Genomic DNA, 16931 nt, shown 5'->3' on the forward strand with positions numbered 1-16931 from the left:
GGTTGTGCATTAGCCTTGCCAACGACCCAGGTTGGTCGCCAAACACTCACTTATCATGGAGATAGACAATGAAACTTATTAGCAAGCTTTTCGCCGCAAGTGCACTGTTCGCAGCTGCACAAGCAAACGCACTTATTATCGATTTTGGTTCAGCAGCCTGGACTCCAGCAGCAAACAACCAACCAAGCCACACCGTTGGTGACGTTACTGCAATTGCTGGCCCAGCTGGCTCACTGTTATTCGCAGCAGACCCACAAGACGGTCTGGGTGTTCGCGGTGGCGAAATCGATGAAATTGATCGCGTTGAATACATCAAGATTCTATTCGCAAACGCAGTTTCTCTGCAGTCAATCAAAGTTACTGACTTGTTCAATAAAGACAATGAAGGCGGTGACGGTAGCGATCCAGTGAAAGGCGAAGTTGGTTACTTATCACTTTGGTTTGGCGGCGTACAAGTTGTTCCAACCCTGACTTTCTACGGCATCGATTCAGTGCAAGCTAACGGCGAGCAAACTTTTGTTGTTGGTGGCATCACTGTTGATGAAATCAAATTCTGGGCTGGCGGTGCAAGAGACGAATTCTCTGTGAAAGCACTTGAAGTTCCAGAGCCAGGTATTTTTGCTCTGCTTGGTCTTGGCTTGATGGGTCTTGGCCTGTCTCGTCGTCGTCAAGCTAAAAAAGCATAATTAGCTGCTTCGAAGAAAAAGGCACCTTTAAGGTGCCTTTTTTTATTGTGTGAATTTGGCATTGCAACAAACTCTTATTAATCCCTGTGGTAGAATTCCCCGCCTTACGAATAACGTTTTCGCATAAGTATTTGCAGCGAAACTCCATATTGCCTACGTAGACGACCAGGGAAATGAAACCGCTTATCAGCATCGTGCTATGCACTTACAACAACGCCGATTCATTAGAAATCACAATGAATCAATTGGCGGCAATGGATCAGCCCGAACCGGGCCTCATAGAAGTAATTATTGTTGACAATAATTCGCCGGATCACACTGCGCAAATCGCACAAAACTTTTCTGCTCGACACCCGTATTTTCATTATCACTTTGAGCCTAAACAAGGCCTATCGCACGCCCGTAATACCGGCCTGGAGAAAGCTCAAGGCGAATATATTTTATTTACTGATGATGATGCCGATATTCCTAGTCATTGGACGAAAGAATACATCAACGCCATCCGCAACTTATCACCAGACTGTCTTTACAGCAAAATCCGTATTATTTGGGATAAACCAAAACCCTGGTGGTTCCTTCCTCAATATACACCCTGCTTTGTAGGACTGGATTACGGTGACAAACTACTCGAAATAAATGATATTCACCGCGAATTTTATGGGAAAAATTTTTGCGTGAAAAAAACACTCTTGATTGAATTGGGAGGATTTGACCCTAACCTTGGCCGTCAAGGCAGCAAACTTGCTGCGGGTGAGGAAACGCTGCTCTATCGCAAAATGATTTGGGCCAATAAAAAGGTTATTTACTTTCCATCCGCAGGCGTAGGCCACAGACTCAAAGAGCGCGAATACACCAGCGAAAATATTAAAAAACTCTTTGTTGATGGTGCACACTCGTCTTTTCATATAGCCAAATTAACGGCGCGCAAAAAATTTATGGGAAGGCCTGTTCGCTTGTTAATAGACGCACTAACCAACTCCTTCAGTGCTGCACTTAAATTTTTATTCGCATCAATAAAGATGGATAAAGCTGCGCGCTTCTACCATTACTTGTGCATTTGCAAGAATTTCACTTTGATAAAACTATGGCTTTTGTCGTCATGAAACAGTCCTCGCCTGCTATTTTGATTATGATCCATTGCGAGGAGCACACCGGCTATGCGATCTCATCACTGGAATATGTTTTTCATCAAGCCGCATTACGTGCAGGCTTTTCGGAAGATCGTATTTTTTGGTCTTTTAATGGATTAAAGGATAGCTGCTCATCAAATAAAATCGATTGTGATTACCGCGACCCAAATCCAGACTCACTTATTCCCTATTTGCGCAACAACAATATTCAAACTGTCATAGCATTTGATCTCGGATATCCAGCTAAAGTTATTCGCATACTAAAAGATAATGGCGTAAAAAAAATAATCTCATACTGGGGTGCCAGCATGAGTAGCATTAATTCTGGTTTAAAACTTTGGCTGAAAAAATTAGAGTTTTTATTACGAAAAAACAAGCCGGACTTGTTTGTTTTTGAATCGGAGGCCATGCGCCAAACAGCCACTCTGGGCAGAGGCGTACCTGATAGCGCTACACGTGTACTCTATTTGGGCGTAGACACAAAGAAATTTTCTCCCGATTACAGTAAAAATTTTTATGCACATCACGCGCTACACATTCCAGAAGCTCGCCGTATTATTTTTTATTCAGGGCATATGGAAGAGCGCAAAGGCGTTAGAACAATTATCAAAGCAGCACTTCATTTGGCTGATTCTGGCCAGTTGGACGATATTCACTTTGTCCTCTGCGGCAACAAAGGCGATGAAGCAAAGACTTATACAGATATGCTGACAGGCACTACAGCAGAACACCATGTTACTTTTGCTGGCTATCGCAAAGATATTGCCGAGTTAATGCGCAGCTCTACTATTGGAGTCATCGCTTCTACTGGGTGGGATTCGTTCACTATGTCCAGTGTGGAAATGATGGCCTCTGGGCTACCATTGATCGTATCAAATCTACAAGGACTCTCGGAAACCATTGAAAACAACAAAAATGGATTCCTTATTACACCGGGCAATCATGTCGAACTAGCACAAAGAATAACGACTTTATGTAACGACACCGCACTCGCACAGGATTTCTCCAGAAGCTCACGATTGCGTGCTGAAAAATATTTTTCAGTTTCAATGCAAATAGAAAAGATGGCGAATATCATCGGCGGGATAAATGATGAATAAAAAAACAATTCTTATTTTTGATCAGGTTGAAACATCGGGCGGCTCAATTGCAAGGGCTGTAGATCTTGCCAATGAACTGCAAGAATTCCAATTTATTTTCATTAACTATCACCCACTTAAAGATCTATATAACAAACCACTCTCAGGCCACGTGACGGCGAAGCGTGTTTTTTCGTTTTACAACTACCAACGAAAAAGTGCTCATATCAAAGCACTTAAGGAATTCACCAGTAATAACTTAATACGTTTCTTTGGTTTAAAGTTTATCGCGCTATTAGATCTACTCAACGAATACTCCGTTGCTATACAAACGCTAATGAAGACATTGTTTTTGAATATTGATTTGGTTCAAGCAAATGGAGGAGCGCATTTTCTGCCTTATAGATTAGCCACAATCAAAAAAGCCGCGCTGATTTACTATTTCCGCCATTTGGATGATTACCGTTGGGCAGAAGGGAAAATGCTGGGCCGGGCAAATGATTATATTTTTGTTAGCGCCAACCTAATGAAAGCACATCTGGAATTGCTACAAACACTACCAAGAGATCGATGCCAAGTCGTCCACTCACCCTTTGACTCTGAAAAATCCCTTGCCAAAACAACAGCATCTAACCTGAATTTTATACAAGAATTTAAGGCTAACGGATATCTGGTCATACTGCATGCGGCACGTATTTGTCACGATAAAGGTCAACATATTGCAATTGATGCAATTATCAAACTTAAAGATAAACACCCCAAAATTGCACTGATATTAGCCGGCAGCTTTGAAGGCGATGATGAGTATGAAAAAACATTGAGAGCAAAAATTCAGGAGCACCAGCTCTCTGATAGAGTACTGCTAGTTGGCCACAGAGATGATGTTTTACATTTGTTGCAATACGCTGATATCGCGCTACAAACACCGCTATGGTTTGAAGCATTGGGCGGCTCTCTTATAGAAGCGATGCAATTAGGTGTGCTCACTGTCACTTCCGATACAGGAGGAACATCAGAAGCAGTTATTCACCAAAAAACAGGCTTATTATTTCCCCCAGGAGACACTGACGAATTGGTTAACCTGCTTAGCCAGATCGCAGAAGGCCGCATAGATACAAACGCACTTGCACAAGCAGGCAAGCAACATGCTTACAATAACTGGGGCGCAGAACTTATTCAAAATAAAATGCGCACGATCTATTCCAATGCTATAGCGGCTTTCGAAAAAAGAAATGAGCCACATAAGTAGTTAGGCTCATTTAATCCAGGGACAACTTTGTTTAGCCGTTTAGGCAATTGCCAGCCTAAAAACTCGATATTTCCAATTGATTCATATTCATAATGGACACTGACTGTTTATGTATATCTTGAGCATCATCCGCAGTATTTATGCCGTTCTGAGCAAAGAGCAAAAAACAAAAATGTTGCTGCTGCAACTGTTTTTTGCATTCTCTGCTGTTGTACAAGTGGTAGGTGTAGCCAGTATTGCGCCGTTTATCGGTATTATTTCAAACCCGGAGAGCATACATACTAATAAGGTACTTTCTACTATTTATGATCTAGGTAAATTCAACTCTACTAATGAATTCATATTGGGTTTCGCTTTATTATCAATTGCAATGATTCTTATATCTAATGGCGTCAGCGCATTAACGCTCTGGCTCCAATTACGATTTTCTATTTATTTAGGTAGTAGTTTTCAGTTTCAGTTGTTTGAAAAATTTATTAACCGTGATTATTTATTTCATAAATCAACTAACTACAATCGGCTTATTTCAATAATTTCTTCAGACGCACCGCGATTTATTTACATGGTACTGCAGCCTTATTTAATGATGTGCAGCCAAGCATTTGTAGCTCTTATTATTCTCGTCGGCCTTTTGTTTCTTGATCCTATTATTGCAATAGGCTCCGCATTGCTTATTGGTGGCGCTTATCTGGGAACCTACTGGATTATCAAAAAATCGCTCAAGCGTCACGGCGATATTATTACTGAGCGCAATCGTTCAATACAGGCTTTATTATCAGAATCATTTATCGGCATTAAAGACATTAAGCTAAACACGCTCGAGACAAAATACACAGCGAACTACCGTAAGATAAACCAGCGCGGATTGGATTCCAGTGCTTATATTGCTTTATCAGGTGAATTGCCACGCTTTGCTATTGAGACAATTTCGTTCAGTGCTATTTTACTTTTTGCAATACTATTACTGGCGAACAATTCAAGCAGCGCAAACGTTGTGTCAATTTTAAGTGTTTATGCACTTGCTGGTTATAAGCTCCTGCCAACTATGCAACAAATGTATAAATCTATTTCCAGCATTAGTGCAAATGGTGGCGTAGTACTGGAACTGAAACGGAATCTCGATGTAGTCACTGAAAACAAAGAACACATCAATATCAAACCCATGCAAAATGTTGATTCACTGACATTGAATAACATCACTTACCAATATCCAAATACTGATAAGTATGCATTGGATGATGTTTCTCTCAATTTTATGCGAGGCCAACTGAATACTATTGCAGGCCCCTCCGGCTCGGGAAAATCTACATTAGCCGATATTATTTTGGGTTTGCTGCCACCAGCCAGCGGCAAAATGACAGCCAACAATATCAACCTCCAAGGTGAATTATTACAATCTTACCAAGCAACAATTGGCTATGTTCCACAACATATTTTTATTTTGGATGATAGTGTAATTGCCAACGTCGCCTTTGGTGTAGATAAAAAGGATATTGATATTGAGCGTGTAAAGCAGGCATTAATTAATGCCAATGCGATGGAGTTTGTTGAGAAGCTACCCAAAGGCCTGGAGACTGGACTAGGGCAAGATGGAAAGTTACTGAGTGGTGGCCAACGTCAACGCATAGGTATTGCACGCGCACTGTATCGTAACAACAAGGTGCTGATTTTAGATGAACCAACAAGCGCGCTTGATATCGAATCAGAGCATGAACTGATGAATCTGCTGAACCAGCTTAAAAAAGAAGTATTGATTATTGTTATCTCGCATCGCCCGGCAGCCATCAAGCTTTCCGATAGGATTTCCGTTATTGCTGATGGAAAACTTATCGCAAACGGCGAGTACGCACAATTATATGCAGAAAATGATTACTTTAAGTCCATGATCGAAAAAGGATTTATGAGCCAATGAGCGAAAAAAAAAATCTATTAGTATGCATGCCTGATTTTCCATTTCCGGCACGGAAAAATGGAATTTCAATACGCTATTATCCAATTCTTAAACATGCGGCAAAAGAATTTAATATTCATCTACTGATTATTGCCGAGGGAGCCGTCAGCGAAGAGGGAATTCAACAAGCCAAAGAATTTTGCCATAAGGTTTCTATTTATGTTCGTAAACCTCACCCAGTCAGCAAAATAAAAAAATTATTTACGCGCGTTAAAGCATTTATTCCAAACACGCTGCCTTTTGACTTTATCTGTTACGATGAATCGTTAATTGCTGATTTTATACAACAGGAAACCAAAGGCTTAATGTATGACACTGCACTGTGTGTTTTGCTTTCATACCAACATCTCGTAAAGAAATTTGTTCACGCTACTTATCATAGTTTAGATGTTATTGATTCACCCTACTCTACAAGCCTACGCTCAAAGGGCACATCACTGATTAGTGCTTATGATGTCAATATGATGAAACTTTGGGAAAGAAAAGCATTAACAACCGTTGATTATGCTTGCTACGTATCGCCACTTGATCGGGAAATTGGTGCTGGAACCGGGGCTGATCAGAATAAAATTGGTGTAATTCCCAATGGGCTTTTTTTACAAGACCACAGCGAAGAAAAGATAGAGTATGGCTGTCATACCATTGGTTACTTAGGTCATATGGGGTACCCACCAAATATAAAGGCAGCATTACGACTTTATGCTATTTTTAAATCCCGCCGAGATGCCTTAGCCAATACCAAGTTAGTTATTATCGGACGTGACCCAGCACCAGAGATCGCCGCATTAGCAAAAGATCCTGATGTTATCGTGACAGGCACAGTTGATAACATTTGGCCGTATGTTAATGGTGTGGATTTGTTTGCATTCCCTATGGAAATAGGCAGCGGGCAACAAAATAAACTTTTAGAGGCAATGGGCGCAGGAAAACCGGTCATTAGTTCTGCGCTGGGCAATTCGGGAATAGGCGCAAAAGATCGTATCGAGATTATCGAAGCAAATACGGATGACACCATTGGTGACGCATTGGTTTTATTAGCCAGTGATCGCGACTATGCAGAAAAAATAGGCGCAGCTGCAAAATCATTTATTGATAGAACCTACGCCTGGCCATTTATTTTCAAACAAATTGATACGCAGCTATTACATACAAGATAACTTTTGGAAAAAAAATGAGTCGAATTTCAATCTTTGGTTACTATGGGCAAGGAAACGCAGGAGATGAGGCGATCCTATCCGCGCTTATTGATGGAATTAAAACTGAGTTGCCCAGTGCAAATATTAGTGTTTGCTCAGCAAACCCAGAAGAAACCAAAAAAAGCCATCACGTTAATGCTTTCCCTTTTTTTGGCACAAGCCTAAAAGCGATTGCTAAAGGCCTGCTACGCAAAACACGTAGCCATTACATTAACGCAATTGTTAGTTTTTTTAGATCTGATTTAATTATTATTGGTGGTGGTGGTTTATTTTTTGATAGCAAAGAAACCAACAAATGGATTTTCGGCTACATCGACTTAATTCATCGAGCAAAACGCTTTGGAAAGAAAGTCGCACTTGTGGGCATTAGTGTAGGCCCTCTGCACCATAAAGGATCGGAAGATGCTATTGCACAAGCATTTTCTCTAGTTGATCTTATTTCAGTAAGAGACAATACATCCAAAAACACCCTGATTAAATGTGGTGTTTCACCAGATAAAATTCATGTAATTCCTGATTTGGTATTTACGCTTAATTCAGCTAGCGATGAGCGAGTAATAGAAATTTTATCTACCGAATTGTTCCTCTATGGCAACAATCAAAAAAACATTGCCCTCACTCCTTGCTGTTACAACACAGCTCAATCCGGCTGGATGCAGCAATATATTGCATTTTGTGAACGTGCTATCGCAGAGTTAGATTGCAATTTGTGGCTAATCCCCATGCAACGAAATGACTCGCATGACGACCTTGCTGCGATAGAAGCCATTTACTCAAAGCTTTCGGCAAATGCCAAAAGCCGCGCATTTATACTTCGCGGAAGATATAACGCAAAAGAAATACAAGGCATTATCAGTAAATCTAATTTTGTATTGGCTGAACGCCTGCATGGATCAATAATGGCGATCAATACCAATACACCTGTAATGAGTATTGCTTATATGCCTAAGGTCAATGGGGTTATTGAACTCGTTAATCTGCAGGATCATATTATTTCAATGGATGATTTTCTAAATGGTTCCTTCCTGAAATTGCCACAACTCAAAGAAAAAGAAGCACTTAATGCAATGATTAACGAAAGCCAACAAAAAAATAAAGCATTAAGAAACCAAGCAGCATTAAATTTTTCTAAACTTTCGCGTTGCTTATTTTCATAATTACACAACTATTTTAATTGATTAAAAAGGCATTTATTATGAAAATTACCGTATTTGGAACATGTGCTTTACCGCACTCATCTCAAATATATACCGGCCTACACCGACTTCAATCTCAGAAAAAAATTGACCTCCATTATACTTCAAGTAATGGAGCAAGCCCCCATACAACCTTGCCTCAGGACACCATTAATCGTCTTCCTGGCGTTCTTATAAAAGCCGACAAAAATCTCGTTTTCATCGATCTACTCGACTCATCCAAGATAGAAGATGAAGTTTTACATAGTGTTCAATTTTATCTTAAGCGAAGCTATGCAAGCAGCGGATACGCGTCAGAAAAAATTTTTCCTTTAGGGCTAAATTTCGAGATATATAACAATTATCCCTACTGGTACGAGAGCATGAGATATATCTCTTTGAACTACAGCAGCAAAAAGAGTTTTAAATCAAATATAGGTGTTTTGCTTGATGCCATTGGAATAAGTTTTCTTCCGAGGATAAAAAATTTTGAATGTATGAATGGTCATTTTAAAGAAGATGACAGCGTATTATTTATGGTTAGGACATGGGACCCACTTGAAGCAGGGACACGTCTTACCGAAGAGGAGCAGGAAGACCGTCATAAAATAAATTGCGAACGTGCCGAACTAATAAAAAATTTAAAGATCGAGCTTGGAGATAAATTCATCGGTGGATTCACAAGAAGCATCCATAGCGCGAGAGAATACCCAGACCTAGTTTTATCAGATAGCAATCTTACAAAGAAAAAGAATTATTTGAGCTTGGTTAGAAAAGTGCCTATCTGCATAGCAACTACCGGATTACACGGGTCTATCGGATGGAAAATGGCTGAGTATGTCGCGCTAGGAAGAGCAATAGTGTCAGAAGCAAGTGAAATCTTAATCCCTGATGGCTTCGCAGAGGGAAAAAACTATCTTCAATTTGATACCAATAACAAATGCATTGATAGCGTTTTAAAATTAATTGGAAATAGAGAGCTACGACAAAAAATGATGATGGACAATTTAGAATATTACAAAGAGCACTTATTGCCAGAAAAATTAGTTGAGAATGCGATTAAACGAATAAGCTTATAGAAATAAAAAATATTTGAGTACTTGATTGAATCGCTCTGCAGTACTTAAATTAAGATGAAACTCACCTGTACTTTCTTAATAGAGGCACATATACACTAATAGCTATATCTTGTTTTCGGTGCCTCAGCTGAACTGGAAAAGCTCACCGATTTTTTCAAATGTATCGATCCAAGGCGATATAGCTTTCTTAAAGGTATTATAAGTATCAATAATACTAGATATAACAGGGAAGGCTCGGCCACTTCAATTTTTTTTACGAGCAATGTACTTATTTCAGCAGCACCATCCAGATCAAAAAGATAGTAATTTGAGCCGTCATATTTCATATCGATAATTTTCTTTTCTATCCCCGCAACTATTTTGCCACCTGAAAAGCTCATGGTTGTCGCACCTCGCAAAGCGCTTGGCTCCTCCATGATGTAGGCGGCACCCAAGTAACCTTCGTTATCAACAAAGTAACCCCATGAGAGGTAAGGAAGATTGTCGGCGGGAGTTTTATTGGCACCCCAAAAATCAAATATGTTGGTGAGATCTGACACCGAAAGCTTGTCCCAAAAACTGATCACCTCAGCCTCGGTTGGAAGGCGCCATCCGGAATAGACAGAATTGAGACTGTCTACAACGGAGTTAATGCTCGCCCCATTGTTGACGCCAAAATCCAACCATACCAAACCAGTATCTACGTCCCGGACAGCAAGATTATCGTTCTGATGAAATGCATCGACATTTTCTATAGTGAGACATTTAGCTTCACCAGAACAAAGCATTAGAAATAGAAAAACAGTTTTATATATTAACTTAGACATGCCTTACTCCTTGTTCGCATCAAAGTGCCTTAGCTCAAACATACAAAAAGTAACAGAACAACTTCTGGAGCCCGCCGAAAAACTGCAACCAGTGCTTTTCTAAATTCTGAGAGCTTGATTTCGTTTACCTGCACTTCATCGTATAAGCCCAGTATATTCTTTATGCCATCGCCAGCAGAAGCGAAATTGTTATTTTGACTATTGTCACCCACTATTTCGGCACAAAGCAATAAGGCAAATCCACAGAGGATCACGAAACTTTACTTTTACGCGCCGCACGCTAACGAATACGATTTTGTCTATGACTGAAAATAGATGTAAATCTTGCCAATAAATAAATGTAGTTAAGCGCCAGAGACGAAACAAACTGAGAAACTGACGTAATTTTCAAACGCACAAGAAGGACTGCAAAGTTAATCAGCCCCAATCCGGAAAGAATCAGTAACGCGTAGCTATACAAACCAAAAATCACAGCTAAAAGAAAACACCCCGTTAAAAGAGCCACGAATAGCGACAGCACTGCAACTTTGGATGAAATAAATTTTCCTATCGATTGAGTATCTCCGATGCCATGCCACCGCTCTCGGACAAAAAAAGCTTTCAGAGTTTTAGGGTACCCCTCATGATATACAAAAAATTCCTGATCCGGTTTCACTTGTGCCCCATGTTTTTTTGCTCTTTCACAAAAATCAACATCCTCCCCTGTTTTTAGTAACTTATTAAACCCTTCAATCGAATTAAATAGCTTTTTTGAGCAGACCAAATTTCCAGAATTTATATAAGATGCAGATGTATTTTTAAGGCACGCAAACCAACCAGTCTCAATCCACGAGGGGTCTTGAGATACTGAAACCTTATTTCCTGTTACTATAAGATCGTTGAACTCAATACTTTCCGCGAAATTAGAAACAGCAAGAAACCACTTTTCTGTTACTAATATGTCAGCATCAATAAAAACTAAACATTGACCAGACGATTGTGCAACTCCAATGTTTCTAGCATCAGCTACTGTAGTACGACAATTTAATTGTATTAACTTTACCCATTTAAACTGACTGCATATATCTGCAGTTTTATCACTACTTCCGTTATCAACCACAATAACTTCTACATCATTATTCTGAACAAACCTATCTAGTGTAGATAAGGTCTTGTTAATATAATTTGCCTCGTTAAAAGCGGGTATTATTACAGATATCATTGCTAGGACTCACTGACGCTTAAAATCTTTTGGCCCACTTGGACCTGTGCCATCAAACCCACCTGTAGTAATTTTTAGATTGTCATAATAAATTTCAAAAGATTTATCTACGTTTTGAGCCCAATCCAATAGAGCGACCTTTGTAATAGGGCCATTCGTTGGATGGCGATTCAATAAGCCTGTTGCATCGACATACACTTTCCCATCTATCTCAACATAGTATTCGCCATCATTAATTTCGGTGTATGTGTTGTCACTATTCTTGATAGCAGAGTTGAACTTCACTTTAAATCTAAAATGATGCCATTTATCTCCCCAATCCGCCGCAGTAAAACCTTTTTTCTCTGGAGTATTAACAACCGCCTTTCCATAAGAACGACCAATCCAACTCGGATTGTTGCCATTCAAATTGATTACATTCTGCGTATCGTTTTGTGTAGTAGTGCCATCACCAAAGGAAACCTGATACAGGGAGCCTTTACCTGATGAGATACCTGTGTAATCCAGCCCGAATGTTGTATTAGCGCCTCCAAAGATTTTTAAAAACTTAATCCCCTGTTTCTCTTTTGGCATGCGAGCATGAAACTCTACGTAAACTTCATAAGTGTTATAAGGAGTCATATCAAAGCTGGCCCAACCATATATGCCGCCGCCTTTACTAACAGGGTAAACAGCTTTAAGCACTCCTTCACTCGTAGTGACATTGATCTGATCTTCATCTAAAAAGCTCGTTTCCACTAGCCCACCGGCTTGATATCCAATGCCTAAACCGGACGTCAACTTCCCGGGAGTATCAAAATTTTCCTCCAGAAGAACTTTTACTTCCGCATAAGAAGACGAATGAGAAGATAAAAATATAATTCCGACATAAATTACTGTTCTAAAGAAATTCATGGATATCTCCAAAATTAGGTAAAAGGCGGACAGAGCCACTTGGCAAAGCAATTAGTGCTCAGTTTTTGAAGGCTTATCGTATACAAACACATCTGTAATCTTAGTCAAGCAAACGATAAACGCCAGATGAACCCATAGAAAAGGATAATAGGCAACTGTAACAAATTGGCCTGCGATTACATATCCTGCCACACCCATACCTAATCCGGCAGCTACCGCTTTAGTGAAAGGTTCAATATTTTTTATTCTTGTTAACTTGTACGTCATTACTAAACAATAACAAATAATTAAAAGGAATAATGTAGTTGCTATAAATCCAGCATCTGTACCAACCTGAATGAAAATATTATGCGGCAGCTGAGCCGTTGGATAAAGCATGTCATAACTGAAATGCGCTTCGTAATAAGGTATGAAGTTATAAAATCCAACGCCAGTAAAGGGATAGTCTTTCATCATTTCCCATCCGTGCTCCCAGTAAAGCAACCTTTGCTCTGAAGTTTTATCATCGCCCGCGCTACTGAACCGATCTTTCTGCTCCTGAGGCAACAGGTAATAAAGAGAAGTGCTTAAAACTATTACTCCTATAAGAGGCTTTACACGGAATAGACTTTTTCTGAACATGAACACTAGTTGCATGAACAGCGCTACTTGAGCCCCCCTACTGCTAGCACCAAGAACTGTTAAAATGGGGCATATCCAGAATAGCGCGAGCAGCATTCGCTCCCATAACGCCATCCTTTCCTTTAACGCTTGGTAGATATAAAAAGCCAAAGGAAATAACATTAACATTAATATTGCGAGCTCTCCTGAATTTTGGAAATAACCTTTCGGCCCCATTAAGCCCCAGCTCGTAAAACTGAACCCGCGAAACGCCCAAGATTTTGAAGTGCCAAGCGCGATTTTTCCTGCAGCAAGAATATAAATAAGTAGAAATAAATAAAATCTTTCGGGCGTATTAACGATGTTAATTACTAAAAAATAAATCACGAACCAACCAAAAAAAAGCATAAAATTTTTGTGTGCGAATTCTGGGTAGATTGCCGTAGCGACGGAAATTAAAATAGTTACTAGAAAAATAACGATAAAAATATTAACCGCTGATGATACCCATTTCACTGTTGGATCCACAATCGCGCCAACCATCGCTCCAATTAGCAACAGTTGAGCCCAAGGCAAAATATCAATTGCAGGAACAAGCGCTTGCGGCTTAACAAACTCAAAAAACAGGTAACCGCATATCATCCAGAATGAAAAATGCTGCTTTTTAAAGTAGCGCCACATTGCACCTACTTTAAAAGCATAAAAGCTCTCAACAGTTTCATTACTCATTGTATGAATGATCTCTTAATTACTATCTATCTTTTACCCAGAAATATCAAAGCAGCCGATAATTTATTTAACTTGATTAAATAATTCGTTGGTTGCTTTTACAACCAATTGTTCGCAACGAGAAAAATATTCCGGTTTTGCATTAAATGGATCATGCAAATAGGCCAAAGGCGATTTCAACCATAAACCTATCAGCGTAATTTGTACCGGTGCTTGTGCAAATGAGGATTGCAATTTGCGGATGTGGCGCGGTTCCATGCCAATTAATAAATCACCTACTTGCGGCGTGTATTGATCTACACGCTGCGTGATGTGATTTTGCAAGTTGTAGCCATTAGATTGTGCCCATGCAATTGCACGCGGATCTGCTGGATCATTTCCGCGCGTATCTAATCCAAATGATATCGCAGCAAAGCCCTGCTGGCGGGCAACAGCTTCACCCAGCGGACTACGGCAAATATTGCCCTGACAAACAAATACCAAACGCTGTACTTGCGTGAAATCTATTTGTGTCAATTTACGATACACACCAAAAACACGCAGCACTTCATAAATGAAATAACGCAGCATGCCTTTTTTTGAGCCAAAGCGATTTTTAATAGCTTCTGATACCGACACAGCTTTACCTTCAGTGGTTGTTCTTAATCATTTTCATGGAGCAAACTGTAATAGTGTTGCTGATAAGCTTGTAGCATTGCACCTAACGAAAAGGTGAGGCGCATATGGTCGTGCCCTGTTTTAGCCAACCGCGATGCCAATTCAGGATTGTCTAGCAGATGTTTAATCGCCGCAGAAAGCGCTTCAGGATTTTCTGCAGGAACTAAATACCCCGTTGTTAAGTGCTGCAGTATTTCTTCTGGTCCTCCGCAACGCGTGGCAATGACCGGTAGGCCTGCTGCCATTGCTTCTATGGTGGCAATAGAAAAACCTTCCGAGCTGGATGAGAGTACAAACATATCCATCTGCGCAAGAAACTCCGGGGTATTGTCATAAAAACCAATAAAGTGCATTTGTGCAGCCACACCCAGCGCCTGCATTTGTGCCTCCAGCTTTTCCATCAAATCCTTTTTTTTGTGCCCCGCAATAACAAAATGTAACTGCGGATTTTTTAATAAGCTGACAGCGGAAATTAAATTCTCGTAATTTTTCGCCGGTCGAATATTGCCAAGGCTGCCAATCAGTATTGCATCATCGGGAAGTTGCAATTGCGCTTTTAATTTTTTCGGTGCATTTGCAGTGTAACGGTGCTGGTCAACTCCGTTGTAGATAACATCTATTGCTTTACGGGGAAAAAGTTTGCGCGCTTCAATGTAGGCCGCCAGATCACGACTGACCGCTATAAGCTTATCTACCCCCATACGCATAATCGTCTGCTTGATAAATACAAACCGCTCACGCGGATTGATATCAACACGACCATGCAAGGTGGCGATCAGCGGTAAACGCGCAAGCAACGATAGTATGGAATAGGTAAGTGTCGAGCCAAGTAAATGTGCATGGATCAGCGCAACATTTTCACGGCGAATTAACTTATACAACTGGTAGTAATAAGGAATAGACAAAAAACCATGCGGCTTAACGATACGATAGCGAATACCGCGTAACTTTAATTGATCCTCCACCCAACCAGAGCCTTTAATGATGGCAAGATTGTCATAATAAGGAAGATGAAGATGCTGTGCGATATCAAGAAAAACAGTTTCTGCACCACCTGGGCCGGTGGTGTCTATCGCGTGAAGAATGGTTCGTTTTTTATCGGTCATTAATTCCTTCCGATTGACGATGCGAGTTTTTACAAAGAGCGCATTCTATCACCTTCTTATTGCAAGCTTGTGGATTTGTTAGGCAATCCGTATGATTCCGGCTTTCACATAAACCATTGCTGCGAAATGCAGATTTGCACAGTAGTACAATTGTTTTTTTGATTGCCGTTTATTGTTGACTAGGGCCGGTTGCAGAGACATGACACACACTATCCTTGTTCTTGATGCTGCACAGCGAAGTGCCCTGGCCGTTACCCGCTCATTAGGTAAGCTTGAAAATATCCGCATTGTTTCTGCTGATTCAACGCCTTCTGCTCTCGCTGCTCACTCCAAATATTCCAGCGATTATTTACAATCCCCCAGTTCAGCCGACGAGCCCGAATTGTATTTGCAATGGGTCAAACAAATTTGTTCGGCAACCCATTATTCATTGGTCATTCCGGTTACGGAAATCACCAGCCAACTCCTGCTGATGCACAGCGAACAGTTAGGCGATTTGCGCCTGCCATTTGCCAATTACGATACGGTTATGTCACTTGCGGATAAGTATCGTTTGTTGGAGCAAGCAAAATCTGCGGGAGTGCCCGTGCCAGCATTTAGGCTGCTTTCCTCCAGCGCCGATTTGGATGCACAGAACATGACGTATCCTTGCGTGATCAAACCTTGTTTATCGCGCATCTATACTGCCAAGGGTTGGATCTCCACCAGTGTAAAACTGTTGCAGAACGAACAGGATTTACAGAATGCCCTCGCAAGCGCGCCTTATCTGGCGCAATACCCGTTTATGATTCAGGAATTTATCCCTGGTTCGGGTGCGGGCTTGTTTTGTTTATACAACCATGGGAAGCCAGTAGTTTTTTTTGCCCACAAACGCCTGCGTGAAAAACCTCCGCAAGGTGGTGTGAGCGTATTAAGTGAGAGCGTTGCTGTTGATGAAACACTCAAACACTATGCGCAACAACTGCTAGACCATGTGCATTGGCATGGTGTTGCCATGGTGGAATTCAGGGTAACGCCTGAGGGAATCCCCTATTTGATGGAAGTGAACACGCGCTTTTGGGGCTCGCTGCAACTATCGATTGATTCCGGTGTGGATTTTCCTCGCCTATTGGTACAAGCAGAACTGGGCATTGAAGGCGATATCCCCGACAATTACACAAAGGGGCAGCGCCTGCGCTGGCTGCTGGGGGATCTGGACAGTTTATATCTGTGCCTGAAAAGCGCGGCTCCCTTAAGCTACAAGTTCAAACGCATTCTGGCCTTTTTAGTACCATCTCCCTTCAATACCCGGCATGAAACCAACCGGCTGGACGACATGGGCCCTGGTATTTATGAATTTAAAACTTACCTACGCCAACTACTTGGGCGCGCGTAAAGCACATCCATCAATAGC

Annotated in this window: 15 protein-coding genes; 9 read left to right on the plus strand and 6 right to left on the minus strand. The window is 40.8% G+C overall.

Annotated elements, in window-relative coordinates:
- Positions 1 to 68 precede the first annotated feature (68 nt).
- The 8 genes from B2739_RS05600 to B2739_RS05635 all read left to right on the plus strand — a co-directional run bounded on the left by B2739_RS05600 (position 69) and on the right by B2739_RS05635 (position 9545).
- On the plus strand, positions 69 to 686 hold the full coding sequence (locus B2739_RS05600; protein WP_331344881.1) for a PEP-CTERM sorting domain-containing protein: 618 nt from the start codon (positions 69 to 71) through the stop codon (positions 684 to 686).
- A 173-nt stretch (positions 687 to 859) separates the two neighbouring features.
- Positions 860 to 1789 carry a glycosyltransferase family 2 protein gene (locus tag B2739_RS05605; RefSeq protein ID WP_331344882.1) on the plus strand — a complete coding sequence of 310 codons (930 nt, stop codon included), beginning with the start codon at positions 860 to 862 and terminating at the stop codon, positions 1787 to 1789.
- Positions 1771 to 2916 carry a glycosyltransferase family 4 protein gene (locus B2739_RS05610; protein ID WP_331344883.1) on the plus strand — a complete coding sequence of 382 codons (1146 nt, stop codon included), beginning with the start codon at positions 1771 to 1773 and terminating at the stop codon, positions 2914 to 2916. The genes B2739_RS05605 and B2739_RS05610 overlap by 19 nt, the downstream gene beginning before the upstream one ends.
- Entirely contained in the window at positions 2906 to 4144 is a 1239-nt protein-coding gene (locus tag B2739_RS05615; protein ID WP_331344884.1) for a glycosyltransferase family 4 protein, read from the plus strand. The genes B2739_RS05610 and B2739_RS05615 overlap by 11 nt, the downstream gene beginning before the upstream one ends.
- 109 nt (positions 4145 to 4253) lie before the next feature.
- Positions 4254 to 6056 carry an ABC transporter ATP-binding protein gene (locus B2739_RS05620; protein ID WP_331344885.1) on the plus strand — a complete coding sequence of 601 codons (1803 nt, stop codon included), beginning with the start codon at positions 4254 to 4256 and terminating at the stop codon, positions 6054 to 6056.
- Positions 6053 to 7252, plus strand: coding sequence for a glycosyltransferase (locus B2739_RS05625; protein WP_331344886.1), 1200 nt, complete (start codon positions 6053 to 6055; stop codon positions 7250 to 7252). The genes B2739_RS05620 and B2739_RS05625 overlap by 4 nt, the downstream gene beginning before the upstream one ends.
- A 14-nt stretch (positions 7253 to 7266) precedes the next feature.
- Positions 7267 to 8448, plus strand: coding sequence for a polysaccharide pyruvyl transferase family protein (locus tag B2739_RS05630; protein ID WP_331344887.1), 1182 nt, complete (start codon positions 7267 to 7269; stop codon positions 8446 to 8448).
- Positions 8449 to 8486: 38 nt separating this feature from the next.
- Positions 8487 to 9545: a hypothetical protein gene (locus B2739_RS05635; RefSeq protein ID WP_331344888.1), complete on the plus strand. Its 1059-nt coding sequence runs from the start codon at positions 8487 to 8489 to the stop codon at positions 9543 to 9545.
- Positions 9546 to 9640: 95 nt separating this feature from the next.
- Here the strand turns inward: B2739_RS05635 and B2739_RS05640 are convergent, their stop codons facing one another.
- The 6 genes from B2739_RS05640 to B2739_RS05665 all read right to left on the minus strand — a co-directional run bounded on the left by B2739_RS05640 (position 9641) and on the right by B2739_RS05665 (position 15538).
- Positions 9641 to 10351: a hypothetical protein gene (locus B2739_RS05640; RefSeq protein ID WP_331344889.1), complete on the minus strand. Its 711-nt coding sequence runs from the start codon at positions 10349 to 10351 to the stop codon at positions 9641 to 9643.
- Between the two features lie 280 nt (positions 10352 to 10631).
- Complete coding sequence (locus B2739_RS05645; protein WP_331344890.1) at positions 10632 to 11552, minus strand: glycosyltransferase; 921 nt, start codon at positions 11550 to 11552, stop codon at positions 10632 to 10634.
- Between the two features lie 9 nt (positions 11553 to 11561).
- Positions 11562 to 12446, minus strand: coding sequence for a hypothetical protein (locus B2739_RS05650; protein ID WP_331344891.1), 885 nt, complete (start codon positions 12444 to 12446; stop codon positions 11562 to 11564).
- Positions 12447 to 12497: 51 nt separating this feature from the next.
- Positions 12498 to 13775: an O-antigen ligase family protein gene (locus B2739_RS05655; RefSeq protein ID WP_331344892.1), complete on the minus strand. Its 1278-nt coding sequence runs from the start codon at positions 13773 to 13775 to the stop codon at positions 12498 to 12500.
- A gap of 63 nt (positions 13776 to 13838) precedes the next feature.
- Positions 13839 to 14393, minus strand: coding sequence for a hypothetical protein (locus tag B2739_RS05660; RefSeq protein WP_331344893.1), 555 nt, complete (start codon positions 14391 to 14393; stop codon positions 13839 to 13841).
- Between the two features lie 23 nt (positions 14394 to 14416).
- Entirely contained in the window at positions 14417 to 15538 is a 1122-nt protein-coding gene (locus tag B2739_RS05665) for a glycosyltransferase (RefSeq protein WP_331344894.1), read from the minus strand.
- A 199-nt stretch (positions 15539 to 15737) separates the two neighbouring features.
- Between B2739_RS05665 and B2739_RS05670 the strand changes: the two genes are divergently transcribed.
- Positions 15738 to 16913: an ATP-grasp domain-containing protein gene (locus B2739_RS05670; RefSeq protein WP_331344895.1), complete on the plus strand. Its 1176-nt coding sequence runs from the start codon at positions 15738 to 15740 to the stop codon at positions 16911 to 16913.
- Positions 16914 to 16931: the final 18 nt, after the last annotated feature.

It is taken from the genome of Cellvibrio sp. UBA7661 (genome assembly GCA_002483365.1).
In the GTDB taxonomy this organism is placed as follows: domain Bacteria; phylum Pseudomonadota; class Gammaproteobacteria; order Pseudomonadales; family Cellvibrionaceae; genus Cellvibrio.